The organism is Streptomyces sp. NPDC046985 (genome assembly GCF_040644415.1).
Lineage (GTDB): Bacteria > Actinomycetota > Actinomycetes > Streptomycetales > Streptomycetaceae > Streptomyces.
Map to the genome: position 1 here is coordinate 29,437 of NZ_JBEYWK010000003.1, position 24,185 is coordinate 53,621.

The 24,185-nt window shown below is 74.7% G+C and carries 17 protein-coding genes; 7 read left to right on the forward strand and 10 right to left on the reverse strand.

Annotation, left to right across the window (positions count from 1 at the left end; genetic code table 11):
• Positions 1–27: 27 nt before the first annotated feature.
• Positions 28–1,545, forward strand: coding sequence for a hypothetical protein (locus ABZ861_RS04705; RefSeq protein WP_361623691.1), 1,518 nt, complete (start codon positions 28–30; stop codon positions 1,543–1,545).
• Between the two features lie 166 nt (positions 1,546–1,711).
• Here the strand turns inward: ABZ861_RS04705 and ABZ861_RS04710 are convergent, their stop codons facing one another.
• On the reverse strand, positions 1,712–2,503 hold the full coding sequence (locus ABZ861_RS04710) for an ABC transporter ATP-binding protein (protein WP_361623694.1): 792 nt from the start codon (positions 2,501–2,503) through the stop codon (positions 1,712–1,714).
• The gene (locus ABZ861_RS04715; protein ID WP_361623697.1) at positions 2,496–3,410 is read right to left on the reverse strand and encodes an ABC transporter permease; all 915 of its coding nucleotides are present in this window, start codon (positions 3,408–3,410) and stop codon (positions 2,496–2,498) included. The genes ABZ861_RS04710 and ABZ861_RS04715 overlap by 8 nt, the downstream gene beginning before the upstream one ends.
• 171 nt (positions 3,411–3,581) lie before the next feature.
• Here ABZ861_RS04715 and ABZ861_RS04720 point away from each other — a divergent pair, with 171 nt between their 5' ends.
• Positions 3,582–4,217 (forward strand): TetR/AcrR family transcriptional regulator, encoded by a 636-nt coding sequence (locus ABZ861_RS04720; RefSeq protein WP_361623700.1) that lies wholly within the window; start codon positions 3,582–3,584, stop codon positions 4,215–4,217.
• A 256-nt stretch (positions 4,218–4,473) separates the two neighbouring features.
• Here the strand turns inward: ABZ861_RS04720 and ABZ861_RS04725 are convergent, their stop codons facing one another.
• The 3 genes from ABZ861_RS04725 to ABZ861_RS04735 all read right to left on the reverse strand — a co-directional run bounded on the left by ABZ861_RS04725 (position 4,474) and on the right by ABZ861_RS04735 (position 8,136).
• Positions 4,474–6,093 (reverse strand): glycosyltransferase family 2 protein, encoded by a 1,620-nt coding sequence (locus tag ABZ861_RS04725; protein ID WP_361624427.1) that lies wholly within the window; start codon positions 6,091–6,093, stop codon positions 4,474–4,476.
• A 58-nt stretch (positions 6,094–6,151) separates the two neighbouring features.
• On the reverse strand, positions 6,152–7,438 hold the full coding sequence (locus ABZ861_RS04730; RefSeq protein ID WP_361623703.1) for a glycosyltransferase 87 family protein: 1,287 nt from the start codon (positions 7,436–7,438) through the stop codon (positions 6,152–6,154).
• Positions 7,439–7,545: 107 nt separating this feature from the next.
• Entirely contained in the window at positions 7,546–8,136 is a 591-nt protein-coding gene (locus tag ABZ861_RS04735) for a MarR family transcriptional regulator (protein ID WP_361623706.1), read from the reverse strand.
• Between the two features lie 138 nt (positions 8,137–8,274).
• On the opposite strand from ABZ861_RS04735, the gene ABZ861_RS04740 reads away from it, so the two are divergent.
• On the forward strand, positions 8,275–8,688 hold the full coding sequence (locus ABZ861_RS04740; RefSeq protein WP_361623709.1) for an organic hydroperoxide resistance protein: 414 nt from the start codon (positions 8,275–8,277) through the stop codon (positions 8,686–8,688).
• Positions 8,689–8,896: 208 nt separating this feature from the next.
• On the opposite strand, the gene ABZ861_RS04745 is transcribed toward ABZ861_RS04740, so the two are convergent.
• From ABZ861_RS04745 to ABZ861_RS04760, 4 genes are all read right to left on the reverse strand, one after another.
• Complete coding sequence (locus ABZ861_RS04745; protein ID WP_361623712.1) at positions 8,897–9,799, reverse strand: carbohydrate ABC transporter permease; 903 nt, start codon at positions 9,797–9,799, stop codon at positions 8,897–8,899.
• Positions 9,796–11,145 (reverse strand): sugar ABC transporter permease, encoded by a 1,350-nt coding sequence (locus ABZ861_RS04750; protein ID WP_361623715.1) that lies wholly within the window; start codon positions 11,143–11,145, stop codon positions 9,796–9,798. The genes ABZ861_RS04745 and ABZ861_RS04750 overlap by 4 nt, the downstream gene beginning before the upstream one ends.
• Before the next feature lie 41 nt (positions 11,146–11,186).
• Positions 11,187–12,611 carry an ABC transporter substrate-binding protein gene (locus ABZ861_RS04755; protein WP_361623718.1) on the reverse strand — a complete coding sequence of 475 codons (1,425 nt, stop codon included), beginning with the start codon at positions 12,609–12,611 and terminating at the stop codon, positions 11,187–11,189.
• Between the two features lie 331 nt (positions 12,612–12,942).
• On the reverse strand, positions 12,943–17,367 hold the full coding sequence (locus tag ABZ861_RS04760; RefSeq protein ID WP_361624430.1) for an FHA domain-containing protein: 4,425 nt from the start codon (positions 17,365–17,367) through the stop codon (positions 12,943–12,945).
• Positions 17,368–17,829: 462 nt separating this feature from the next.
• Here ABZ861_RS04760 and ABZ861_RS04765 point away from each other — a divergent pair, with 462 nt between their 5' ends.
• The 4 genes from ABZ861_RS04765 to ABZ861_RS04780 all read left to right on the forward strand — a co-directional run bounded on the left by ABZ861_RS04765 (position 17,830) and on the right by ABZ861_RS04780 (position 23,758).
• Positions 17,830–19,551: a serine/threonine-protein kinase gene (locus tag ABZ861_RS04765; protein WP_361623721.1), complete on the forward strand. Its 1,722-nt coding sequence runs from the start codon at positions 17,830–17,832 to the stop codon at positions 19,549–19,551.
• Between the two features lie 502 nt (positions 19,552–20,053).
• Positions 20,054–21,304, forward strand: a complete 1,251-nt coding sequence (locus ABZ861_RS04770; RefSeq protein WP_361623724.1) for a serine/threonine-protein kinase — start codon at positions 20,054–20,056, stop codon at positions 21,302–21,304.
• Positions 21,305–21,357: 53 nt separating this feature from the next.
• Positions 21,358–22,473, forward strand: coding sequence for a peptide chain release factor 2 (gene prfB, locus ABZ861_RS04775; RefSeq protein WP_361623727.1), 1,116 nt, complete (start codon positions 21,358–21,360; stop codon positions 22,471–22,473).
• A 319-nt stretch (positions 22,474–22,792) separates the two neighbouring features.
• A complete protein-coding gene (locus ABZ861_RS04780) occupies positions 22,793–23,758 on the forward strand; it encodes a hypothetical protein (RefSeq protein ID WP_361623730.1) in 966 nt (321 codons plus the stop codon).
• Between the two features lie 96 nt (positions 23,759–23,854).
• On the opposite strand, the gene ABZ861_RS04785 is transcribed toward ABZ861_RS04780, so the two are convergent.
• The gene (locus ABZ861_RS04785) at positions 23,855–24,046 is read right to left on the reverse strand and encodes a hypothetical protein (protein ID WP_361623733.1); all 192 of its coding nucleotides are present in this window, start codon (positions 24,044–24,046) and stop codon (positions 23,855–23,857) included.
• Between the last annotated feature and the right edge of the window lie 139 nt (positions 24,047–24,185).

Consider the following 24,185-nt stretch of genomic DNA (forward strand, 5'->3'; position numbering starts at 1 on the left):
CTTCCCACCCCTTGGTCCCGCTGCGCGATGCGCGTCGCGCCGTCTGAGGCGCGCCCCGCCGGCCGAGCCGCCCCGCGGCCGCCGGCCGCCGCGAAGCGCCGCGTCGTCCCCTGGGCCGCCGCCGCGCTCGTCCTGGTCCTGCTGCTCCTCGTCATCGTGCGGCTGCCCTGGGCCGGCGACCTCGGCATGCACGCCGCCACCCTCCAGCGCCTGCGCCGCGACCTGACGCACCCCGGCAACCCGCTCGTGGACGCCGACACCCCGAGCCCGTACTACTCGCCCTGGACGGTGCTGCTGGGCGCGGTCGCGCGGCTGAGCGGCTGGTCGGTGTTCGTGGTCCTGCGGCTGGCCGCGCTCGTCTCGCTGACGCTGCTGGCCACGGGCGTGCGGCGGTACGTGCGGACGCTGAGCGCGCACCGGGCGGCGCCCGCCCTGGCTGTCCTGAGCCTGGTCCTGCTGTGGGGGACCGTCCTGATCAACTGGAGCGGCTTCCCCTCCCTCAACTCCCTGGCGCTGACGGTGGCGTATCCGAGCGCGTTCGCCCTCGGCCTCGCCTTCCACTGCTGGGCGCGGCTCAGCCGGGCGCTGCGCGAGCCGTCGGGCTGGGGGGTGTGGGTCGGGCTAGGGCTGCTGTGGGCGCTGATCCTGCTCTGCCACCAGTTCACCGGCGTCGTCGCCACGCTCGGCGCGCTGGCCACCGTGATCGCGGCCCGGCCCGCCCCGCCGCTGCCGGCGAGGCTCGCGGCCGGGGCGGCGGCGGGGCTGCTGGTGCTGTGGCTGTGGCCGTACTACGACTTCTTCGCGCTGTTCTCGGCCGGCGGCGACCTGGAGAGCGTGCACCGGGCGCTCTACGAGCACTTCGCCGGCCGCTACTGGCTGGCGCTGCTCGGCGTGGCCGCGCTGGTCCCGCGGTGGCGGCGCGACCACCGGGACCCGCTGGCGGTCTTCTTCGCGCTGGGGGCGCTGGTGTGCGCGGCGGGCTTCGCCAGCGGTCACTACTCCTGGGGCCGCGCGCTGCCCGCCGCGCTGATCCCGGCCCAGCTCGCCGCCGCGCTGGCGCCGGTGGGGCCGGCCACGCGCGCGATGCGCGTCCGCTGGGCCTGGGCGCTGGCCGCGGCGCTCGCGGCAGGCGCCTGGGCCCAGTCGGGCGTGCTCGGCTACGTCGTGGGCCGGGCCGCGCTGCCCGCCCCGGTCGCCGCCCGCGCCACGCCCGCGTGGGCGGGCTACCAGTGGATCACCGCGCACGTGCGGTACGGGGACGTCGTGATGGCCCGGGACGAGCCGTCGCGGATGATCCCGGCGTACGGCCCGTACACCGTGGCCGCGGGCTATCCGCAGTTCTTCCTGCCGGACGAGTCCCGCCGCGAGCGCGCGGTGAAGCTCTACTACACGCGCCGCACCCCGCCGGGCGTCCGGCGGGACATCCTGCGCCGGTACGGCGTGCGCTGGGTGCTGGACGCCGCCGCCGGGCCGGAACAGGGCCCGCGCCTGCGCCCGGTGTCCCACGGGCCGGACCACCAGGTTCTGTACGCGGTGATGCCCTGACCGGGGCCTGCGGCGGCCCCGGTCAGGGCATCGGGTCCGGGACCCGGACTCCGGCTTCGGAGTCCGGGCTTCGGGTTCCAGAGTCCGGGCTTCGGGATCGAAGTCCGGGTCTCGGAGTCCGGAGTGTGGAGTCCGGGCTGTGGAGTCCGGGCTGTGGAGTCCGGGGCTAGGACTTGCCCCCGGTGAAGGACTCGTAGGCCTCCAGGACCTCTTCGGTGGGGCCGTCCATGCGCAGCACGCCGCGCTCCAGCCACAGCACGCGCTCGCAGGTGTCGCGGATGGAGTTGTTGTTGTGGCTGACCAGGAACACCGTGCCCGCGTGCTGGCGCAGCTCGCGGATGCGCTGCTCGGAGCGCTTCTGGAAGGCGCGGTCGCCGGTGGCCAGCGCCTCGTCGATGAGCAGCACGTCGTGGTCCTTGGCGGCGGCGATGGAGAACCGCAGCCGGGCCGCCATGCCGGAGGAGTAAGTGCGCATCGGCAGGGAGATGAAGTCGCCCTTGTCGTTGATGCCGGAGAAGTCGACGATGCCGTCGTAGCGCTCCCTGACCTGCTCCCGGGACATGCCCATGGCGAGGCCGCCGAGGTGCACGTTGCGCTCGCCGGTCAGGTCGTTCATCAGCGCCGCGTTGACGCCGAGCAGGGAGGGCTGGCCGTCGGTGTAGATCTTGCCGTTCTCCACCGGCAACAGGCCCGCCACCGCCTTGAGCAGCGTGGACTTGCCGGAGCCGTTGGTGCCGATCAGGCCGACGGCCTCGCCCTTGTAGGCGACGAACGACACGTTCTTCACCGCGTGCACCTTGCGCACGCCCGCGGCCTTCTCGGCCGTCTTGGGGCGCAGCATGCGGTTCAGGGCGGCGGTCGCGGAACCGCGTCCCGCGCCGGTGCCGTACACCCGGTAGACGATGTCGACGCCGTCGGCGACGACGGTGGGGATCTGCTCGGTGCTGTGCTCAGCCACGGCCGTACCTCTCCTCAGCCTTCCAGAAGTAGATGAAGCCGCCGACCCCGGCGAGCAGCGCCCAGCCCAGCGCGAAGGCCCACACGTGGTGCGGGAGCATCTTGGCGTGGAAGCTGTCGATCAGGGCGAAGCGCATCAGGTCGATGTAGACGGCGGCCGGGTTGGCCTCCAGCAGCACCTGCACCGTGTGCGGCAGCGTCGTGTTCTTGAGCGTCTTGTCGATGCTGAACATGACGCCCGAGACGTACATCCAGGTACGCAGGATGAACGGCATGAGCTGCGCGATGTCCGGCGTCTTGGCGCCCATCCGGGCCATGATCATGGAGACGCCGGCGTTGAAGACGGACTGGAGGAGCAGCACGGGGATCGTCAGCAGCCAGGACAGGCCGATCGGCACGCCGAAGCAGAACAGGATGACGATCAGGGCGGCCATCGAGAACAGGAGCTGCTGGAGCTGCTGGAGGGCGAAGGAGACCGGCAGCGCGGCGCGCGGGAAGTGCAGCGCCCGCACCAGGCCCAGGTTGCCGGAGATGGCCCGGGTGCCCGCCATGATCGAGTTCTGCGTGAACGTCCACACGAACACGCCGGTGACCAGGAACGGGATGTAGTCCGCCACGCCGTGCTTGGTGCCGAGCAGCACGCCGAAGATGAAGTAGTAGACCGCCGCGTTCAGCAGCGGTGTGGCCACCTGCCACACCTGGCCCAGCTTCGCCTGGCTGTACTGTGCGGTCAGCTTGGCGGTGGCGAAGGCGGTGATGAAGTGGCGCCGCGCCCAGAGCTGGCGGACGTAGTCCGGCAGGGACGGGCGGGCGCCGCTGACGGTCAGGCCGTGCCGGGCGGCGAGCGCCGAGAGGTCGTCTTCGGGCTGCGCCGGGGTGGGGGGCGGTGTGTGGAGGACCTGGCTCACATCCGCTGCTTTCGTCGGGGGTGGGGAGGTGCGGACATCCGCTTCCGCGTCCGTCACCCGTTTCCTGGCGATTCTCTTCACGATCTCTCACGTCGGGACGGGACCGTATCGTCGCCACGTGAGACTAGGCCCAAGTGACGTCGGGACGCAACCGTATCGTCGTCACGCCCTATGCTGGTCGGCATGACGACGAACGCCGGCGAGGCCCAGACGCGTCCGCGCCGCGCCCCAGCGGGCGCGGCGGTACTCCGCGAGGACGTGACGGAGGCCATCCAGGCCGCCGTCTTCGCGGAACTCGCGTCCGTCGGCTACGCGCGGATGTCCATCGAGGGCATCGCGCGGCGCGCGGGCGTCGGCAAGACGGCGGTGTACCGCCGCTGGCGCTCCAAGCTGCACCTGGTGCTCGATCTCGTCTCCGCGCTCGCGGTCCAAGGCCTGCCCGCGCCCGACAGCGGCTCCCTGGAGGGCGACCTGCGGCTGCTGTACGGGGTGACCTCCCGCGCGCTGCGCCACCCGGTGGCCTCGCAGGTCATCCCGGACCTCCAGGCCGAGGCGGCCCGCAACCCCGACATCGCCGAGGCCATGCACCGGGCGCTGCGCGACGGCCAGGAGAGCGTCGCCAGCAGCATCCTCGCCGCCGCCGAGAACCGCGGCGAGATCCGCCCCGGCCTCGACCGCGAACTGGCCCTGGACCTGATCTCGGGCCCGCTGTACTGGCGCGCGGTGGTCATCCGCGCCCCCAAGCTCCCCAAGGGCTACCTGGACGCCCTGGCCCGCGGCACGGCAGGCGCCCTCAAGGCGCTGTGACGGCGACCGGGGCGCGGGACGGCAGGCTACGGCCGCCCCGCTTTCGGAGGAGCGGCCCGGCGACGCCACGGCCGCCTCGCGCGGGGCGAGCGGGCTGAGGACGCTTCGGCCGCCGTGCCCCGGGACGAGCGGGCTGAAGCCGCTTCGGCGCGCACGCCCCGCGCCGGGCCTGCGCGCCAAGCCACTCGCGTGGGGCCCCGGCGGCCGGGCGTATGACCGGGTGCGGGTGCGGGCCCGGAGCGGTCCGGGTCCCGCGTCAGCGCAGCAGGCGGCGCATCCGGCCGCGCAGGACGGACACGGCGCCGCTCGCACCGGTCGCCAGGCGCAGCGCCAGGGCGCTGGAGTGCGTGGCGTAGGGCTGGGCGAGCAGGACTCCGGAGCGCAGGCTCGGCACGGCGGTGCGGCGCAGCGGACCCGCGCCCGGGTGCGCGCGGGCCGTCGTCTCGCGCACCGTGCCGTCGGCGAAGCGCACCCGCAGCCACAGGTCCCAGACGCCCGCGCCGAGCGCCGCCAGTTTCACGGGCGTGGTCGCCGACCAGCCGCCGTCCGCGTCCGGGGTGAGGGGCACGGTGATGCGCCGGGCGGGCCTGGCGCCCTCCCGGTGGCGCCACTCCGCCTCCAGCGTCCGCGGGCCCGCTTCGGCTACCCGGCCGTACATCTCGTGCAGGCGCAGCCGCAGCACGCTCGCCCCCGCGCGCGGGCGCAGCACCGCGTCCACGGCGAGGGGCAGCAGGTGCGCCGCCGAGGACGCGTACGGCTCCAGGGCGACCTCGGGCAGGTCCTCCGCCCAGACGGGGGCGCCGTCGCCGCCGCGTGCGTAGGGCGGGCACAGCCGGGCCGGGCGGGCGGCCAGCTCCCGCAGCCGGGACAGGTCGCGCGGGCGGGGCGAGGCGAGAATCACCCGCGCGAGAAGCGTTCCGGGCGCCGTCGGGTTGACGGCCCAGTCCGAGGCGTCGTACTCGCCGAGGAACTCGCGCGTGTGCGCCCACCACGCGCTGCGGTACTCCGCGTCCCGCAGCGCCAGCTCGCGCGCGTACATCCGCAGCTCGTGGTCGAGGAACTTGGCCCGCGCCGCCCGCGCCAGCTCCTTGCGCCCGGCGCCCAGCAGGATCTCGTACGCCTGCCGGTTCGCCGCGGTGCGCGCACGCCAGTTGTCGACGTGCGCGCGGTCCAGCGAGATCGACAGCCGCTCGGCGGAGCGCCGCACATGCCAGACGTAGACCCGGTCCGGGACGAGCGCCATGCGCGGCTCGGCGGCCAGCAGCCGCGCGCTGAACACGATGTCCTCGTACGGGAAGCGGCCCTCGGGGAACCGGATGGCGTGCTCGCGCAGGAAGTCGACGCGATAGAGCTTGTTGACGCAGAGGGTGTCGTGCACCAGCTCCCGCAGCCGGACGGACTGCCCGACCACGGCGGCGCGCGCGTACAGCTCCTCCTGCCAGGGCACGTCGTGCCCGGAGGGCAGCTCGCGGCGCACGCACAGGCCCGCCGCGACCTCGGCGCGCTCCCGCTCGGCGGCCCCCAGCAGCGCGTCCACAGCGCCGGGCGGCAGCACGTCGTCGCTGTCGAGGAACATCACGTACGGCGAGGTCACCGCGTCAATGCCGTCGTTGCGCGGGGTGCCGCAGCCGCCGCTGTTCGTCTCGCGCCGGATCATCCGCACGCGGGAGTCCGCCGCGGCGAGCCGGCCCAGCAGCTCGGGCGTGCCGTCCGCCGAGCAGTCGTCGACGGCGACGACCTCGCGGACGGCCGGCCCCTGCGCGAGCGCGGAGCGCACCGCGTCGGCGACGTGATCGGCGTCTTCGTAGCCGATCACCACGACGCTCACGGCGCCGGCGTGCGGACTGCGGGGGTGGTGGGGCTGGTGTGGGTGCATGGGGTCCACGGGCGGGAATCGTAGGTACGGGAATCGTGGGTACGGACGGCTTCTCCCGTCACGAGGGACTGAGCGTCCCTCGCTGAAGACGGTGCGGGTCCGGCTCGGGTTGCCTCGCGGACGCCGCTGATTTCGTAGAGCGCCACAGCCGGGCGAACGAGAGTACCGCGGCGGCGCCCAGCAGGCCGTTGCGCACCAGCATCAGCACGCAGCCGGTCCACGTGCAGCCCGCCACCTGACCGTAGAGCGTGGGGTAGGCGATCACGCTGACCGCGCTCGCCAGCGCGACCAGCCTGGCCACCGGGCCCTGCACGGTGTGCCGGGAGGTCAGGCACACCGCGCCCAGCCCGAGCAGCCAGATCATGTACTGCGGGCTGATCACCCTGCTGGTCACGGTGAACAGCAGCGCCGCGCACAGCGCCGCGTCGTACGGCGTCGCGGGCGTCCACCGCCGGGCCCGCACCCGCCACAGCAGAAGCAGGCCGAAGGCCGCGGCGGACAGGACCAGCGCGAGGCGCGCCACCGCGGTCACGTGCGGGCCGGTGAACTCAAGGGCCCCGTACTGGTAGCGCACCTTGCCGGGCCACCCCGCGTGCGTCGCCCAGGCCAGCGCCGTGCCGCCGAACGACTCGATCTGCACGCCCCGGCCGCCCTGCTGGCGGACGAAGGCCAGCGGGTTGCGGAACGCGCCCATGAGCACCGCCCCGGCCGCGGCGCCCGCGAGGGCCGCCCACGTCCACGCCGAGCGGGTGGGGCCGCCCCGGGGGACGCCGACGAGCACCAGGGCCGGCCACACCTTCGCCAGGGCGCCCAGCGCGGCCAGCGCCCCGCAGACGCGCGGGAAACGGGGCAGCGCCAGCAGGGCGAGCACGGCCAGGGCGGTGACCTGGACGTCGTAGCGGGCGAGCGGGACGTGCAGCAGCAGCGGCAGGCCCAGCGTCCAGTAGACGGCGCCGCGCAGACTGCGGCCGGGGCGGCCGCCCGCGCGGGCCAGCGCCAGCGTGATCAGCGCGTCCGACGCGAGGGTGAGCGCGACGAACGCCTGGAAGTACGTCAGCCCCGGCAGCAGCGCCGGCGACAGCAGCACCGGGCCGGCGCCGGGCGGGTACTGCCACAGCGTGTCGTGCGCCGGGAAGGCGCCGCGGGAGAGGACCAGGTACCAGTGCCCGTACAGCTTCCACACCTCGCGCGCCACGGCGCCGTGGCCCAGCAGGCGCAGCGTGTTGTGGGCGAGCAGCCACAGCATCAGCGCGCGGCTGAGCAGCCAGGCGGCCGTCAGGGCGAGCAGGCGGTGTCTCGTCGACGCACGCGTGAGGGCGCGCGGCACGCTCGGGAAGGCGCTCATCACATCGGATCGTAGGCCCGGCGAATGTCGTGTCTCTGTCGATACGCCGTCACTATGGTGAAAATGTGAAGAATGGCCGCAAACTGCACCCGTCTGGGGGGCGGGGGTCAGCGGCAGGCCGGGGGCTCCACGGACTTCATGGACCTCGCAGGCTCTATGGACCTCGCAGGCTCTACGGACCCCACAGGCTCTACGAACGCTACGGGCTCGTCGGGCTGATCGGACTCTTCTATGAGTGCCGTGTCGAGCGCCTCCGTGAGCCGGTCCAGGCGGGCGCGCAGTTCGCTCAGCTCGTCGAGGTCGAAGCCGGTCGCCGCCTTGATCCGGCGCGGCACCCGGGCGGCGCGCTCGCGCAGCGCGGCGCCCTCCGCGCTCACCCGCACCTCGACCGACCGCTCGTCGCGCGCACTGCGCTCCCGGCGCACCAGGCCGGCCGCCTCCAGGCGCTTGAGCAGCGGCGACAGCGTGCCGGAGTCCAGGCGCAGACGCTCGCCGAGCCGCTTCACGGGCGTCGGGCCGTCCTCCCACAGCACCAGCATCACCAGATACTGCGGATACGTCAGCCCCAGGTCCTTCAGCAGCGTGCGGTAGACGCCGGTGAAGGCGCGCGCGGCGGCGTGCAGCGAGAAGCAGATCTGGCGGTCCAGGAGCAGCCAGTCCTCGTCCGGCACGGCACTGGGCGGAACCTCGGTCGTCATGGGCTCAGCATAACTCGGGACGTGATTGAGTTGCGCACAATCTAATTGTGTGATCTATTTTTATCAGGACGCGCGACGCCCGAAGGGGCCCGCGAAGGTCCGCCGGACTTTCCGAGATCTGTGAGAGGGATGGTTTCCATGGACGCGCTCTACACCGCCGTCGCCACCGCCACCCACGGCCGTGACGGCCGCGCCTTCAGCTCCGACGGCAAGCTGGACGTGCGCCTCGCCCCGCCGGCGGAGCTGGGCGGCAGCGGGGAGGGCACCAACCCCGAGCAGCTTTTCGCCGCCGGTTACGCCGCCTGCTTCGCCAGCGCCCTCGCCCTCGTCGGCCGTCAGGCCAAGGTGGACCTCAGCGACGCCGCCGTCACCGGCGAGGTGGGCCTCGGCAAGCAGGGCGAGGGCTTCGCGCTCGCCGTCACGCTGCGCGTCGAGCTGCCCGAGACCGTGGACCAGGCCACCGGCGGCAAGCTGGTCGAGCAGGCCCACCAGGTGTGCCCGTACTCCAACGCCACCCGCGGCAACATCCCGGTCGAGCTGGTCGTCGAGTAGGTCCCGCGGGCCGCGTGCGCGCAGGCCGCGGCAGCGGCAGGCGCGGATTCGGCGCAGGAGCCAAGGGGGCACGTCCCGTACGAGGTGCGGGGGACGCACGGCCCACGCGAAGGGGCGGACCGCGACCGGTCCGCCCCTTCTAGTTCCTTCTGGTTCTTTCCGAGTGCGCCCCTCACAAGTCCGCGCCGAACGCGCCTGTCCGCGCGGGCTACTTGACCGCGCCCGCCATCACCCCGGACACGAACTGCCGCTGGAAGGCGAAGAACACCGCCAGCGGGATCACCATCGAGAGGAACGCGCCGGGCGCCAGCACGTCGACGTTGTTGCCGAACTGCCGTACCTGCGTCTGGAGCGCCACCGTGATCGGCTGGCTGCCGGACTTGGTGAACACCAGCGCGACCAGCATGTCGTTCCACACCCATAGGAACTGGAAGATGCCCAGGCTGGCGATGGCCGGACCGCCCAGCGGCAGCACGACCCGGGCGAACAGGCGCAGTTCGCCGGCGCCGTCGAGCCGGGCGGCCTCCAGCAGTTCGCGCGGGATCTCCGCGAAGAAGTTGCGCAGCAGGAACACCGCGAACGGCAGGCCGAAGCCGGTGTGGAACAGCACCACCCCGAAGATGGACCCGAACAGGCCGATCTTCCCGAAGAGTTCAGCGATCGGGATGAGCGCCACCTGCACCGGCACCACCAGCAGCCCGACCACGGCCAGGAACCACCAGTCGCGGCCCGGGAACTCCATCCACGCGAACGCGTAGCCCGCGAGCGAGCCGACCACGACCACCAGGAGCGTCGCCGGGACGGTGATCAGGACGGTGTTCAGCAGCGAGTCGGTGATCTCGCCGTGCTCCAGCAGCTTCTGGTAGCTGTCGAACGTGAGCTGCGAGGGCCTGGTGAACACGGTCCACCAGCCGCCCGCGCTCATGTCCTCCGGGGAGCGCAGCGACGCCAGCAGCAGACCGATCGTCGGGACCAGCCAGAACAGGCCCACGACGATCAGGAACACCCGGACCGCCCCACCGCTGACGGCCTCGGCGAGACGGGCGCCGGCCGACCGCCTGGCGCCCACGGCAGGGGCGGGGACGGCCTTCGTGACGGCCTCCGTGGTCATCGCCGCACCTCCCGCCGCAAGCGCCGCATGTTGAACAGCATCACCGGGATCACCAGGAGCAGCAGGAACACCGCGATGGCGCTGGCCACGCCCGGCCGGCCTTCGGAGAAGCCCTTGCGGTACAGCTCCAGGGCGAGCACGTTGGCGTCGTCCTGGGAGGAGCCGGGGGCGATGATGAAGACCAGGTCGAAGATCTTGAGCACATTGATCATCAGCGTGACGGCGACGACCGCCAGCACCGGCGCCAGCAGCGGGACGGTGACCCGGCGGAACACCTGCCACTCGTTGGCGCCGTCCACGCGGGCGGCCTCCAGCAGCTCCCGCGGCACGCCCGCGAGCCCCGCCGCGATCAGCACCATCGCGAACCCGGCCCACATCCACACGTACGCGCCGATGATGGACGGCGTCACGAGCGACGGGCCCAGCCAGTCCGCACCGTTGTACGGCTCCTTGAAGTTGTCCGCCGGGAGCCGCAGCCGTGCGCCGTCGGCCCGCGCGGGCAGGCTGAACGTGCCGTCGTCGGCGGCCTTCGCCGTCGCCACCACCGCGCCGTCCTTGACCGCCTCGATCCGCATGCCGGCGTAGCCCTGCTCGGAGGGGTCGACCGCGCCCAGCTTCCCGACGCCCTTGCCGCGGGTGAAGTCCTGCCAGGCGGTTCCGGTGATCCGGTCCGGCTTCGCCTCGGCCCGGCGGGCCTTCCCGGCGCCGTGGGGCATCTGGTCGGGGGCGACGCCGACGAGCGGCAGCGCCACCGACTGGCCGGTGTGGACCGGGCTGGTCGTGAGGAAGCCGCCGTGGTCGGGCCGCAGCGGCGAGTCGCGGCCCGGATGCGCCCGGGGGAACGCCGACGCCTGCGCGAAGGTGTCGTGCACCCCCACCCACACCGCGTTGGCGACGCCCTTGTCCGGGTCCTGGTCGTACACCAGCCGGAAGATGATCCCGGCGGCCAGCATGGAGATCGCCATCGGCATGAAGACGACCAGCTTGAACGCCGTTCCCCAGCGCACCCGTTCGGTCAGCACCGCGAAGACGAGCCCGAGCGCGGTGGCGACCGCCGGGGCGAACACGATCCAGATGACGTTGTTCTTCAGCGCCGTGCGGATGCCGTCGTCGGTGAACAGCGCCTTGTAGTTGTCGGCCCCGGCGAAGTGGTCGCCGGAGGAGTCGTAGAAGCTGCGGACGATCGAGTACCCGATCGGGTAGACCACGAGCGCGCCGAGCAGCACCAGGGCGGGCAGCAGGAACAGCGCCGCCGCGGTCCTGCGGGTGCCGGTGACGCTCCTGCGGCCGCGGGGCGCGGAGGGCGCCGCCGCCGGGGCGGCGCCCGGGGCGGCTGCCGACGTCATCGGCGCCCCCGTCGTCGGCGGGTGCGGGCGGCCATCGGCGCTCAGCTCCCGTTGCCGTACGCCGCCGCCGCGTCCTTCTCCAGCTTCGCCTGCGCGCCCGCGACGTCCGAGGGGTTCTTCAGGAAGTCCTGGAGGTCCTTCCACTCGCCCTTGCCCGGCGTGCCGCCGAAGGCCTGCGGGGCCTGGTCGGACATGTCGAAGCGGAAGTCGTCGCCGGAGGCGATCAGGGCCTTGGCGATGGTGCGCTGCACCTGGTTCGGATACGCCGAGTTCGGCACGTTCTTGTTCGGCGAGAGGTATCCGCCGAGCTTCGCCTGGATGGTCGCCGCGTCCGGCGAGGCCAGGAACGTCACCAGCGCCTGCGCCGCCTTGGAGTCCTTCAGGATCACCGCCGCGTCGCCGCCGGAGACCACCGGCGCGGCGGCGCCCACCGCCGGGAACGGGAACACCTTCGCGTCCGTGCCCACCTTGGCCTTGGTCTCGCCGATGTTGACCTGGGCGAAGTCGCCCTCGTAGACCATGGCGGCCTTCGGCTGGTCGCCGCCGGTGAAGGTCTGGGTGACCGAGGCGGGGAACTCCGTCTGGAGCGCGCCGTCCGGGCCGCCCGCCAGGTAGTCCTTCTTGGACCAGACCTGCGCGAGGGTGGTCAGGGCCTGCTTGACGGACGGATCCGTCCACTTGATCTTGTGCTGGGCGAGCTGGTCGTACTTCTCGGGGCCCGCCTGGGAGAGGTAGACGTTCTCGAACCAGTCGGTGAGCGTCCAGCCGTCGGCGCCGCCCACGGAGAACGGCGTGACGCCGGAGTCGTCCACCTTCTGCGCGGCGCCCAGCAGGTCCTTCCACGTCTTGGGCTCGCTCGCCCCCGCGTTCTCCAGGACCTTTGCGTTGTACCAGATCAGCGACTTGTTCGCGGCCTTGTAGTAGGCGCCGTACTGCTTGCCGTCGACCTTTCCGATGTCCTGCCAGCCCTGCGAGTAGTTCTTCGCGAGCTGCGCCAGCGCCTCGGGGCCGAGCGGCTTGGCCCACTTCTTCTCCGCGGCCTGCTTGATGGCGCCCGGCTGCGGCAGCATCGCCACGTCCGGGGGCTGGCCGCCCGCGATCTTGGATCCGAGGAAGTTGACGATCGGGTCCTGGGCCGGCACGAAGGTCACCTTGGCGCCCGTGCGTTTGCCGAACTCCGCGAGCACCTGCTTGAAGTTCGCCTGCTCGGCGCCGGTCCAGACGGCGGCGACCTCCAGGTTCGCGCCGTCCAGCTTGGGCAGGGCGAGGCCCGAGCCCCCGCTCGGCGCGCCGCTGCTCTGCTCGCCGCCGCTCTTCTTGTCGTCGTGGGAGCCGCAGGCGGTGAGGGAGAGGGCCAGCGCCCCCGCGGCGACGGCCGCGGCGGTCCGCGTCGCCCTCGCCGTCTTCGTCGGCCCCGCCGGCCGTGCGGCCCCGTGCGTCCCGATGGTGCTGCTCGTGCTGTGCATCCACTGCCCCGTTCTTCGACGTCGTCGAACGTCCCAGCGCTGTCCAGTGCGCTCTGGTCTACGCCGGGGCCCCGGACTCGGCAAGAGCGCCCACAGTGTCAAGCGGAAGATCGTGACCTTGTCGTGACGGTCAGTCAGGGAGGTTGGGGGCGAGGGAAAGAGGCGGAGCGGAGGGGGAGGCGGCAGAGGCGGGACGGGGACGGGGGCGGACGGGCGGGACGGGAGCGGAGTGGCGGTGCGGGAGCGGAGGGGCGGGGCGGTCTGGCGTGGCGCGCCGGGGCGGCGGTCACCACCGCGCCGGGCTGCGGTCACAGCAGGACCGGGGCTGCGGTCACAGCAGGGACGGCACCTCGGCGGCCGACACCTCCCGCGCGGCCCGCTGCAACGCGCTGGCCAGCAGGGCGAGATCGGTCGGCCCGTTGCCCAGCTCGCGGACCGAGCGGCGGGCGGGCGGATCGCCCATGCGCTGCCACTCCAGGGGCACGACCGTGGGGCGCTGGGTCGCCGTCCGCGGGATGCGGCCGGTGACGCGGCCGCCCTGGAACGGGGTGACCCCGCCGTCTGGCCCGGTCAACCGCCCGCGTCCCGGGGCCGGTTCGCCCCCCGGCTCGGCGGTCCCGGCCGCGGAGGCGCCCCCGCGGCCGGAGGCCGGCGCGTCCAGGACGACCCGGAGAGCGGCCCGGCGGCCCGGTTCCGTCTGCGCCGTACGGCCCCCGGGCGCGGCGGCCGCCACCAAGTGCACGCCGAGCCGCCCGCCGTCGCGGGCCACCGCCTCCAGGGCGCGCATCACCGAGCCGGCCGCGGGCCGCCCCGGGGAACCGAGCGCGGGGGAGACCAGGGCGTCCAGGTCGTCGACGACCACCACCAGCCGGGGCAGCGCAGGCGGCGTCTCGTCCTGCGCTCGCGCCGCCGGGAGCCGCAGCCGCAGCGTCGAACTGGGCGAGGCGTCGAGATCGGCCGCGCCCGCTCCAGCCGGAGCCTCCGCGCCCGCTCCGGCCGGCGCGTGGCCCTGACCGGGCGCCGGGGCGCGGCCGGAGGCGGTGCGCTGGGAGACGATACGGCCGGACAGCGCGCGCCGGGTGTGCCACGCGGCGAAGTCGTCCCGCCCCAGCAACTCGCCGCGCCGCTTCAGCTCGGCGCTCAGCGACTGGGCGAACTCCCGCATCCGCACCGGGTCGTTGGCGATCAGGTGGGTGGTGACGTGCGGCACGTCGGTGCAGACCCGCAGCCCCTCGCCGTGGCCGCCGCCCACGCTGTCGCGGCCGTCCAGCAGGACGATGCCGAGGCGGTCGGGCCGCTCGGCCGCGGCCAGCGAGGCGACCGCGGACCGCAGCAGCTCCGTCCGGCCGCTGCCCGCCGGGCCCTCGATCAGCAGATGCGGCCCGTCGGCGGCCAGGTCGGCGCAGACCGGACCGCGCGGACCGGCCCCGAGCACCGCCCAGGCCCGGCCGCCCAGCGCCGCGGCGTCGTCCGCCGCGTCCGCCCAGCGCGCCTGGAGCGACGCCGGGGTGGCACGGGCCAGTCCCAGCTCGTCCAGCAGTCGCGCCGACGGCGGCAGCGGCGCCGACACCCGCGCGGGTCGGCCGCCGCCGGACGGGTCGGCCGCCGACCGCAACGGCGCCATCGCCCGTGCGAACCGCTCGGCCCACTGCGCCGACACGGCGTCCACCACGGCCACGGCGCCGGGGCCCACCGGGTCCTGCGCCCGCGCGCCGGAGTGCACGACGCGCATCAGCCGCAGCGCCGTCGCCACGTCGCCGCTGAGCAGCGCGACGGCGCCGCAGCGCCGGAACACCGGCGAGGCCGCGCACGCCTCCTCGTACGTCTCCGCCACCGGCGACGCGGGGGAGGCGGGGGCCGTCTCGGCGAGGCACACCACGTGGATTCCGGCCCGCGGCCCTTCCTGCGCCAGCCGGGCCACGGCCTCGCGCACGGAGGCGTCTCCCGGGTCGCCGTCCACCACGAGCACGGTGTAGGGACCCGCGAAGTCGTGCCCCTCCGGCCCAGCCGGACTGTCCTGCCCGTCGCCGGGCTGGGCCCACGAGGGCCGCCGGGCGGCTCCGCGCACGGGCGCGGGGCGCTGGCCGCCCGGAGGGGCCGACGCGGACGCCGCCGGGGCGTCCGGGCCGGGGGAGGCGGGGGCGTCCGGCCTGGCGCCCCGGGCGCCGGCGGGGTCGCCATGCGGCGCCGCCTGTGCGCGGTCGTCGGCAGCGGCGGCGTCCGGGTGCGGCGCGGACTGGGGAGCGCCGACGGGGCGACCGTGGGCGTCGAATGCGTCGGGGGAAGGGGCGCGGTGAGCCTCGGCGGAGTTCCGGGCGGCCGCGCCGGATGCGTCACTAAAGGTTCGGGCGGCTGAGCCGGGTGCGTCGGTGGGGTTCCGGACGGGTGAGCCGGGTGCGTCGGCTGCGTCCCAGGAGAGGGAGCCGTGGGTGTCGGCGGCGTCTCGGAAGGGGGGCCTGTGCGCCGGGCCGACGTCGTGAGAGGGGGCGCCGTAAGCGTCGTCCGGGGCGGCTGCGCCGCGTGTGTCCCAGGAGGGGGCGCTGTGTGTCGCGTCGGCGTCTCGGGAGGGAGCGCCGTGTGCAGCGCTGGCGTCTCGGGAGGGAGCGTTATGCGCCTGGGAGGCGCCGGGGGAGGCGGAGCCGTGCCCGTCGGAGGGGGAACCGTAGGCGGAGGCGCCGTCCCGGGACGGGGCGCCGTACGGGTCGGCCGCGGCCTGGGCGTGCGCAGCGGACGCGGTCGCCTGGCGCGGTACGGACGCGCTTCGGCCGCCGTCCGGGGCGCCGGGGGCGCGGCGCGCGTCCGCCAGGCAGTCGTCCAGGCGGCGCAGGAGTTCGCCGGTGCGGGCCGCCGCCTGGTCGCGGTCGTAGGCCAGGAGCAGGCGGCAGTCCTGGCCGTGTCCCGGCCGCACGTGCGGGAGCCAGCCCAGCCAGGACCACTCGGCCGTGCGCTCCGGCAGCGGGCGCGTGCGGTCCGTGCAGAGCAGCACGATCTCCAGCGTGTCGGGGGAGTGCAGCGCGGCGAGCTGGGCCAGGACCGCGCGGGCCAGGCCGGTCAGCCGGGCGCGCGGCCCGGCCAGGCCCAGCGCGCCCGCCTCGCGCAGCCCGGCGGTCACCGGCACCGCGGGCAGCAGCCGCCCCGAGCCGTCGGGCGCGGGGCGGTCGGCCGTGCCGAGCCGTACCGCGAGCGTCTCCGGATGCCCCGGTCCGCGCTCCCACAGCAGCGGCCCCGGGCCGAGCGCCGTCAGCAGCAGCGCCGCCGGGTCCGGCCAGGTCTCCGGCGGCAGCTCCGCCGGGTACGCGGCGGGCAGCTCCCGCGCGGACGCGCCGGCCGCCGTCCCGTCGTACGCCCCGCCGGACGCTTCGGCCTCCGCCGCGGCCCCGCGGCCGCCGGCCAGGCGCCGCGCCCACGCACCGAGCCCCGCGCGCCTGCGCACGCCCGGCCCGTAGTCGCCCTCCAGGTCGCCGCCGAGAGCGCCGGGGCGGCTCTCGGCGCCCGGCGCCCGGCCCTGGGCGGGCACCTGGGGCTCGGCGGACCCGTGCGCCCCGCTTCCGCCGTGCGGCCCGTGCGCCCTGTCCTCGCTGTGCGCTCCGTGCCCGCCGTGCTCCTCGCGCTGCCAGTCGCCCGTCGCCGGGCGCGCGCCAGCCGCTCCCGCGCCGCCGACGCCTACGGCGCCAGCCGCTCCCGCGCCGTACGCGGTCGCGACGTCGTCCGCCGCACCCGCGCCGTGAGTCGACCTCCAGGCGTGCGCGGATCCCCCTCCTGAAGAGGTCTCCCCGCCGAATCCCGTCCCCGTCCCCGTGTCCCGCGCCGCTCCCGTGCCGTCCGCCGCATCCGCGTCGTAAGCCGACCCCCTGGCGTGCGCGGACCCTTCAGCGTGCGCGGATCCCCCTCCAGAAGAGGTCCCCTCGCCGAATCCCGTCCCCGTGCCTCGCACCGCTCCCGCGCCGCCCGCCGCAGTCGGCTCGACGGACGGCCTCGCGTCCGAGCCGCCCGCCGTGCGCGCAGGGGCCGGCGCGTGGGCGTTCGCCCCCGCGCTCCCTCCGGGCACCCGTACATGTCCCTCGCCGTCCGGCGCCGTCGCCACCCGCGCCGCCGGGCCCGCGGCCGGGGTCAGCCGTAGGGCCGACTCCCCGATGCGCAGCAGCGCGCCTGGGGGGAGCGGGACCGGGCGGGGGCCCACCGGGCGGCCGTCCAGCGCGGTGCCGTTGGTGGAGCCGGGGTCGGCGACCGAGACGCGGCCGTCGGCGGCGACCGTCACCGTGCAGTGCACGCGCGAGACGTCGGGGTCGTCGAGCGGCACGTCGGCGTCGGCGGAGCGGCCGACGGTGAGCTGACCGCCGTGCAGCAGGTGCACGCCGCCCGCGTCCGGCCCGGCGACCACGTGCAGCCGGGCGGGCGCCTCGTCCAGCTCGGGGTGCGCCTCGGGCTCGGCGGGGCCGCCCAGGCAGAGCACCGCGCCGTCCAGCAGCGGCGGCTCGCCGAGCGTGCAGCGCTGGGCGTCCAGGCGCTCCGCGCCCGCGTACAGCACGACGGGCCCGGCGCCGGGCTCCCGGCCGCCCCGCTCGGCGGCGCCGCGCTCGCGGCCGGTCCGATCCTGGGCCGCCGCGCCGTCCCCGGACACCGCCGCGGCGAGCGCCGGCGCCACCGCGGCCAGAGCGGTGCCCGAGGGCGCCGTGACCAGTACGTCGCAGCTCGCGGCGCGGCCCAGGTCGGCGGGCGGCGCCGAGGGGTCTACGACGGTCAGCCGGATCTGCATCGGCGTCAGCGGTCCCTTCTGCGCGAGCGCGGACTCCCCCACCCCGCACGCGCATCGGCCAGGCAACTGGAGGCATCCTTGCACCTGCCACTGACAGCGCGCCCGCCCCGCCGCCACAAGTGATCTTGATTGGTCGGCTCTGCCCCCAAAAGTGCCTGGCCCGTGGTCCGCCGCCGACCGCTTGAGATCGGTCACGCCCGGATCCGGAACCTAGGAGACCGGGTTCAGCGTCTTTCCTTCGCACAGGGGTGACGTCCGGGACGTACGCCCACCACGGGGACCGGCCACCAAGAGGACCGGCCCGCAGTCGCCCGCCGACGGACGGCGGCGGCCGGACCGCGACCGGCCGGTGCCCGGCGGGAGTCGGCACTACAGTTGGGTCGGAACGCCGGAAGGCGGCAGCCGAGCGGCGCGAGAGCAGCGGCCGGGCGCCGCCACGAGGAGCAGCAGGGAGCGCATGACGTGCGGCCGGTAGGCAGCAAGTACTTCCTGGAGCAGCCGCTCGGACGCGGCGCCACCGGGACGGTCTGGCGAGCCCGCCAGAGGGAGACGGCGGGAGCCGAGGCGGCCGTGCCCGGCCAGCCCGGCGAGACCGTCGCGATCAAGGTTCTCAAAGAGGAGCTGGCGAGCGACGCCGACGTCGTGATGCGGTTCCTGCGGGAGCGCTCCGTGCTGCTCCGGCTCACCCATCCGAACATCGTCCGGGTGCGCGACCTGGTCGTCGAGGGCGATCTGCTGGCGCTGGTCATGGACCTCGTCGACGGCCCCGACCTGCACCGCTACCTGCGCGAGAACGGCCCCTTCTCACCCGTCGCCGCGGCCCTGCTGACCGCCCAGATCGCGGACGCGCTGGCCGCCAGCCACGCCGACGGGGTGGTGCACCGCGACCTGAAGCCGGCGAACGTCCTGCTCAGCCAGTACGGCGGCGCGATGCACCCGCTGCTCACCGACTTCGGCATCGCCCGTCTGGCCGACTCGCCGGGCCTCACCCGCACCCACGAGTTCGTCGGCACGCCCGCGTACGTCGCGCCCGAGTCCGCCGAGGGCCTCCCGCAGACCTCCGCCGTCGACGTCTACGGCGCCGGCATCCTGCTGTACGAGCTGCTCACCGGCCGTCCGCCGTTCTCCGGCGGCAGCGCCCTGGAAGTGCTGCACCAGCACCTGAGCGCCGAGCCGCGCCGCCCCTCCACCGTGCCCGACCCGCTGTGGACGGTCATCGAGCGCTGCCTGCGCAAGAACCCCGCCGAGCGGCCGAGCGCCGAGAACCTGGCATACGCCCTGCGCGTGGTCGCCGAAGGCGTGGGCGTGCACGCGAACAGCGCGCAAATCGTGGCGGCCGAGGCGGTCGGCGCGCTGCTGGCGCCCGACCCGGCCCCCGCGCCCGTGCCCGCCCCGGACAGCGTGCCCGGCGCCGCGGACCCGACCCAGGTGCTGCCCCAGGGCGCGGGGTCGTACGACCCGAACGCCGCGACCAGCGTGCTCCCGCACACCGCGGGGCCGGGTGTCCCGGGCGCCGTGCCCGGAGCGGCCGACCCCACGCGCGCGATGCCGCAGGGCTGGCCCGGCGCGCAGCAGGGCGACGGCCAGCCGGGGCAGCCCGACCAGCCGCACCCCTGGCAGTCCCAGCTCCGCGCGGCCCGCGACCGCAACGAGCAGACGCAGGTCCAGTACCTCGACCCGGGCGAGGACCCACTGCGCCGCCGCCCCCAGCGGCAGGTCTCCCGGCCGCAGCATCAGCCCGGCCCCGAGCCCGGCTACGGCTACGGCAACGCGCAGCAGGGCCGCCAGGGACAGCAGCAGCCGCAGTACGCCCAGCCGCAGCCGCAGCAGCACGCCCCGGCGCCGCAGCGCAGGCAGACCCGTCAGCCCCAGCAGCCGCAGCAACGCCAGCAGCCACAGCGGTACGCGCCGCCCCAGGCTCCGGAGCCCCGGCGCCCGGCCCGCGAGCCGAGGCCGCCGCGGCAGCGCGGCGCAAACCCGATGAGGATCCCCGGCCTCGGCTGCCTGAAAGGCTGCCTGTTCACGCTCGTCATCCTGTTCGTCGCGGGCTGGCTGGTCTGGGAGCTGAGCCCCTTGCAGGGGTGGATCGGGACCGGCAAGAGCTACTGGGGGCAACTGAGCGACTGGTTCGGCACGGCGGCCCACTGGATGAAGCGCGGAGGCGGAGGCGGCCACCGCGGCTGACGGCACGGCACGGCTCGGCTCGGCCGCCGCTGACGGCTGACCCCGCTGACGCCCGGCCGCCGCTCACGGCACGGCTCGGCCGCCGCTGACGGCGCCGGGCCGGGGCGCCCCCGGACGGGGCAGGGCGGCCCAGCCCCGGATGGAACCGGGCATCCCGGGTGCTGTGCCCGAACGGGGCTGGACAGCCCTGGTGCCGTTCCCGGACGGGGCTGGACAGCCCTGGTGCCGTTCCCGGACGGAGCCGGATCGCTCTGGTGTCGTGCCCGGACAGAACCGGACAGCCCTAGTGCCGGGCCGGATGGAGGCGGCGGCCTTAGACGGGATCGGGCCGGACCGATTCTCCGCGCGGCCCCAAGACGGGGCGAAACGGATCTCCGGCACCCCATCCCCGGACCGAGTCTGGGGATATGTCGACACCTGGCGAGTGATTTCCGCCTCCACGGTGAAGGCCGGCTCGCCGGACGCGTAGTTTTATCGGCAACACGCGTCGGTAGGAGCAGTCTTGGCACGGAAGATCGGCAGCCGGTACACCGCGCACCAGATCCTGGGGCGGGGCAGCGCCGGCACGGTGTGGCTGGGCGAGGGGCCGGACGGGCCCGTGGCCGTCAAGCTGCTCCGCGAGGACCTGGCGTCCGACCAGGAACTCGTGGGCCGCTTCGTGCAGGAGCGGACGGCGCTGCTCGGCCTGGAGCACCCCCACGTCGTCTCCGTGCGGGACCTGGTGGTCGACGGCACCGACCTGGCCCTCGTCATGGACCTGGTGCGCGGCACCGACCTGCGCACGCGGCTGGAGCGGGAGCGCCGGATGGCGCCCGCGGCGGCGGCGGCGATCGTCGCCGACGTGGCCGACGGGCTGGCCGCCGCCCACGCGGCCGGCGTCGTGCACCGCGACGTCAAACCGGAGAACGTGCTGCTCGACATGCAGGGCCCGCTCGGACCGGGCGGCGCCCATCCGGCGCTGCTGACGGACTTCGGCGTCGCCAAGCTCATCGACTCCCCGAAGCGGACCCGCGCCACGAAGATCATCGGCACCCCGGACTACCTGGCGCCGGAGATCGTGGAGGGCCTGCCCCCGCGCGCGGCCGTGGACATCTACGCGCTCGCCACCGTGCTGTACGAGCTGCTGGCCGGCTTCACCCCGTTCGGCGGCGGGCACCCCGGCGCCGTGCTGCGGCGGCACGTCACCGAGACGGTGGTGCCGCTGCCCGGCATCCCGGACGAGCTGTGGCAGCTCCTGCTGCAGTGCCTGGCGAAGGCGCCGGCCTCCCGGCTGCGCGCGTCGGAGCTGGCCGCGCGCCTGCGCGAGCTGCTGCCGACGCTCGCGGGCATGCCGCCCCTGGAGGTGGACGAGCCGGAGCCCGACGAGACCGACGACGCGCCGCAGGAGCCGTCCGGCCAGGTCCCGGCGCCCGCGGGCGAGCGTGCGCGCCGCCGCGGAGCGGTCCCCCTGGTGCCCGGCGCCAAGCCGGACTCCAACCGGGACACGCACACGTCGATGCGCGTCCCCGCGCCGGACGAGCTGGCCGGCGGCGCCCACGGCACGGCGCGCGCCCCCCGGACCCCGGGCGCCCCGCGCCCCGGCTCGGCCCGTCACCGCACCGCCGCCCGCCGGCGCCGGATCACCCTGAGCGTGGCCGGGCTGGTGCTCGCGGCGGCCGTCGGCGCCGGCGCCTACTGGGCCGCCTCCGACGACTCCCCGGCGGCGCCGTCCCAGGACACCCGGCAGTCGGCCCCCTCCACGTCCACGCCCTGAACCGGACCGCCGCCCGGCGCACCACGCCCGGCGGAGCCGTTACGCTGGAGGGCGTGGCAGTCGTCGATGTATCCGAAGAGCTCAAGTCCCTCTCCTCGACCATGGAGTCGATCGAGGCCGTTCTGGACCTCGACAAGATGAGGGCAGACGTCGCCGTGCTCGAGGAGCAGGCGGCTGCGCCGTCCCTGTGGGACAACCCGGAAGAGGCGCAGAAGATCACCAGCCGCCTCTCCCACCTCCAGGCCGAGGTGCGCAAGACGGAGGCGCTGCGCGGACGGATCGACGATCTCGCCGTGCTCTTCGAGCTGGCCGAGGCCGAGGACGACCCGGACACCCGGGCCGAGGCCGAGACCGAGATGACCGCCGTCCGCAAGGCGCTGGACGAGATGGAGGTCCGCACCCTCCTGTCCGGCGAGTACGACGCCCGCGAGGCCCTGGTCAACATCCGCGCCGAGGCCGGCGGCGTCGACGCCGCCGACTTCGCCGAGCGGCTCCAGCGCATGTACCTGCGCTGGGCCGAGCAGCACGGCTACAAGACGGAGATCTACGAGACGTCGTACGCGGAAGAGGCCGGCATCAAGTCGACCACGTTCGCCGTGCAGGTGCCCTACGCCTACGGCACCCTCTCCGTCGAGCAGGGCACCCACCGCCTGGTGCGCATCTCCCCCTTCGACAACCAGGGGCGGCGCCAGACGTCCTTCGCCGGCGTCGAGGTGCTTCCCGTCGTCGAGCAGTCCGACCACGTCGACATCGACGAGACCGAGCTGCGCATCGACGTCTACCGGTCCTCCGGCCCCGGCGGCCAGGGCGTCAACACCACCGACTCCGCGGTCCGCATCACCCACCTGCCCACCGGGATCGTCGTCTCCTGCCAGAACGAGCGCTCGCAGATCCAGAACAAGGCCACGGCGATGAACGTCCTCCAGGCCAAGCTGCTGGAGCGGCGCCGCCAGGAGGAGCAGGCCAAGATGGACGCCCTCAAGGGCGACGGCGGCAACTCCTGGGGCAACCAGATGCGTTCGTACGTCCTGCACCCGTACCAGATGGTCAAGGACCTGCGCACCGAGTGCGAGGTCGGCAACCCCGAGGCCGTGTTCAACGGGGAGATCGACGGGTTCCTGGAGGCCGGCATCCGCTGGCGCAAGCAGCAGGAGCAGCAGAGCAAGTAGCGCGACGGACGCCCAGCCGACGACGGCGACGCAGCGAACAGGCAACTGCCGCCCGCGAGGCGGCAGTTGCCTTTTTCGTGCCGGGGTGTCCGGCTTTCGCGTCACGCTCACGTCGCGCTTCCCACGGCGAAGCAGCGCTTAACAGGACAACGTGTGCGCAACGGCCTTGACGCGCCTCTGAATTGTGGGAAAGGTGAAGCGCGGCATGCGTGTCTGCGGGGCGCATGTGAACCGGGGGGCTCCACTGATCAGCTACCCCCGTCGATCACAGCCCCGGGCGCGGCCTCATCGACGATCGGCTACTGGGGGTAGCAATCACATGACGAAGAAGACGCGGATCCGGGTCGCGCGCATGGCCGCGGGCGCCGTGATCGCCGCGGGCGCCTCGTTGACCGCCGCGGGCGCCGCGTCCGCACTGGACGCGAACGTGCAGGTCGGGCCGGTGAGCATCGGCGCGGGCGCGGCAGACGGTGACGACTCGGGCGCCTCGAACGGTTCCTCCGCGGGGGACTCGCAGGGCGGCTCCGAGGGCTCCACGCTCGGCGTGACGCAGGGCACGTCGGAGGGCAGCACGCTGGGTGTGACGCAGGGCACGTCGGAGGGCTCGACGCTCGGCGTGACCCAGGGCGCCTCCGAGGGCACGTCCCAGGGCACGTCCGAGGGGACCTCTCAGGGCACCTCGGAAGGCACGTCTCAGGGAACCTCGCAGGGGACGTCTGAGGGTCAGTCTCAGGGAACCTCCGAGGGGACCTCTCAGGGCACGTCCCAGGGGACCTCTCAGGGCACGTCCGAGGGCCAGTCCCAGGGGACCTCGCAGGGCACCTCCCAGGGGACGTCGCAAGGCACCTCCCAGGGGACGTCCGAGGGCGGCTCCGGCGGCAACGGAGGCAACGGCGGCTCCGGCGGCTCCGGCGGCAACGGGGGCTCCGGGGACAACGGCGGCTCGGGTGACAACGGGGGCTCCGGCGACAATGGAGGCTCCGGTAACACCGGCGGCTCCGGTAACACCGGCGGTTCCGGCGGCACTGGCGGCTCCACCACCGGCGGTCCCGCGCCCGACGGCAACAACTCCACCCCGCAGGACCAGGGCTCTTCCGCCCTCACGGACACCGGTGCGACCGCCCCGGCCCAGACCGCGCCCCAGGACGGCGGCGCGCAGCTCGCCGAGACCGGTGCCGGTCAGACCGCGTTCCTGCTAGCCGGCGCGGCGACGATGATCGCCGGCGGCATCGGCTTCCGCATCCTGCCGCGCCTGATGGGCGGCCGCGGCGGCGCCGCCGCCTGAGAGTGACCGGACCGTCGCGGGACGTACGCGCCCGCTGACGTCCAAGGGGCCCGGAGCGACACGCTCCGGGCCCCTCGCTCGTATGCGCCGGGCTGGCTACGCCGTCTGGTGCGCCAGCAGCGCCACCGCGGCGATCAGCACGGCCAGCAGCGCTATCAGCGCCGTCGGGTTCAGTCCCGCGAGGAAGTTCCCCTGCTGCAGCCGCTCGCGGTTCGCGCGGCACACCGGGCACCGGCCCTCGCTCACGGGCGCCGCGCAGTTCGCGCACACCAGCCGGTCGTACGTCATGCGCCTCGCCCTCCTAGCACCGGATACCTCTTACAACGTCCGCCGGCACGCGAACGTTCCCCTCTCCACCATGCCAGGTTCCCCGCTTTTCAGCGCGTGCTCCCCGCAGGTCCCCAGGGGAAGCGCACGCGTCGGCCGT

What these genes read in the sequence shown, in the direction of transcription:
- ABZ861_RS04730 (WP_361623703.1), bottom strand. Translation starts at nt 7,438, where the DNA reads ATGAGCGCCTTCCCGAGCGTGCCGCGCGCCCTCACGCGTGCGTCGACG.
- ABZ861_RS04750 (WP_361623715.1), bottom strand. Translation starts at nt 11,145, where the DNA reads ATGACGTCGGCAGCCGCCCCGGGCGCCGCCCCGGCGGCGGCGCCCTCC.
- ABZ861_RS04725 (WP_361624427.1), bottom strand. Translation starts at nt 6,093, where the DNA reads ATGCACCCACACCAGCCCCACCACCCCCGCAGTCCGCACGCCGGCGCC.
- ABZ861_RS04735 (WP_361623706.1), bottom strand. Translation starts at nt 8,136, where the DNA reads ATGACGACCGAGGTTCCGCCCAGTGCCGTGCCGGACGAGGACTGGCTG.
- ABZ861_RS04720 (WP_361623700.1), top strand. Translation starts at nt 3,582, where the DNA reads ATGCTGGTCGGCATGACGACGAACGCCGGCGAGGCCCAGACGCGTCCG.
- ABZ861_RS04705 (WP_361623691.1), top strand. Translation starts at nt 28, where the DNA reads ATGCGCGTCGCGCCGTCTGAGGCGCGCCCCGCCGGCCGAGCCGCCCCG.
- ABZ861_RS04760 (WP_361624430.1), bottom strand. Translation starts at nt 17,367, where the DNA reads ATGCAGATCCGGCTGACCGTCGTAGACCCCTCGGCGCCGCCCGCCGAC.
- ABZ861_RS04740 (WP_361623709.1), top strand. Translation starts at nt 8,275, where the DNA reads ATGGACGCGCTCTACACCGCCGTCGCCACCGCCACCCACGGCCGTGAC.
- ABZ861_RS04755 (WP_361623718.1), bottom strand. Translation starts at nt 12,611, where the DNA reads ATGCACAGCACGAGCAGCACCATCGGGACGCACGGGGCCGCACGGCCG.
- ABZ861_RS04785 (WP_361623733.1), bottom strand. Translation starts at nt 24,046, where the DNA reads ATGACGTACGACCGGCTGGTGTGCGCGAACTGCGCGGCGCCCGTGAGC.
- ABZ861_RS04745 (WP_361623712.1), bottom strand. Translation starts at nt 9,799, where the DNA reads ATGACCACGGAGGCCGTCACGAAGGCCGTCCCCGCCCCTGCCGTGGGC.
- ABZ861_RS04780 (WP_361623730.1), top strand. Translation starts at nt 22,793, where the DNA reads ATGACGAAGAAGACGCGGATCCGGGTCGCGCGCATGGCCGCGGGCGCC.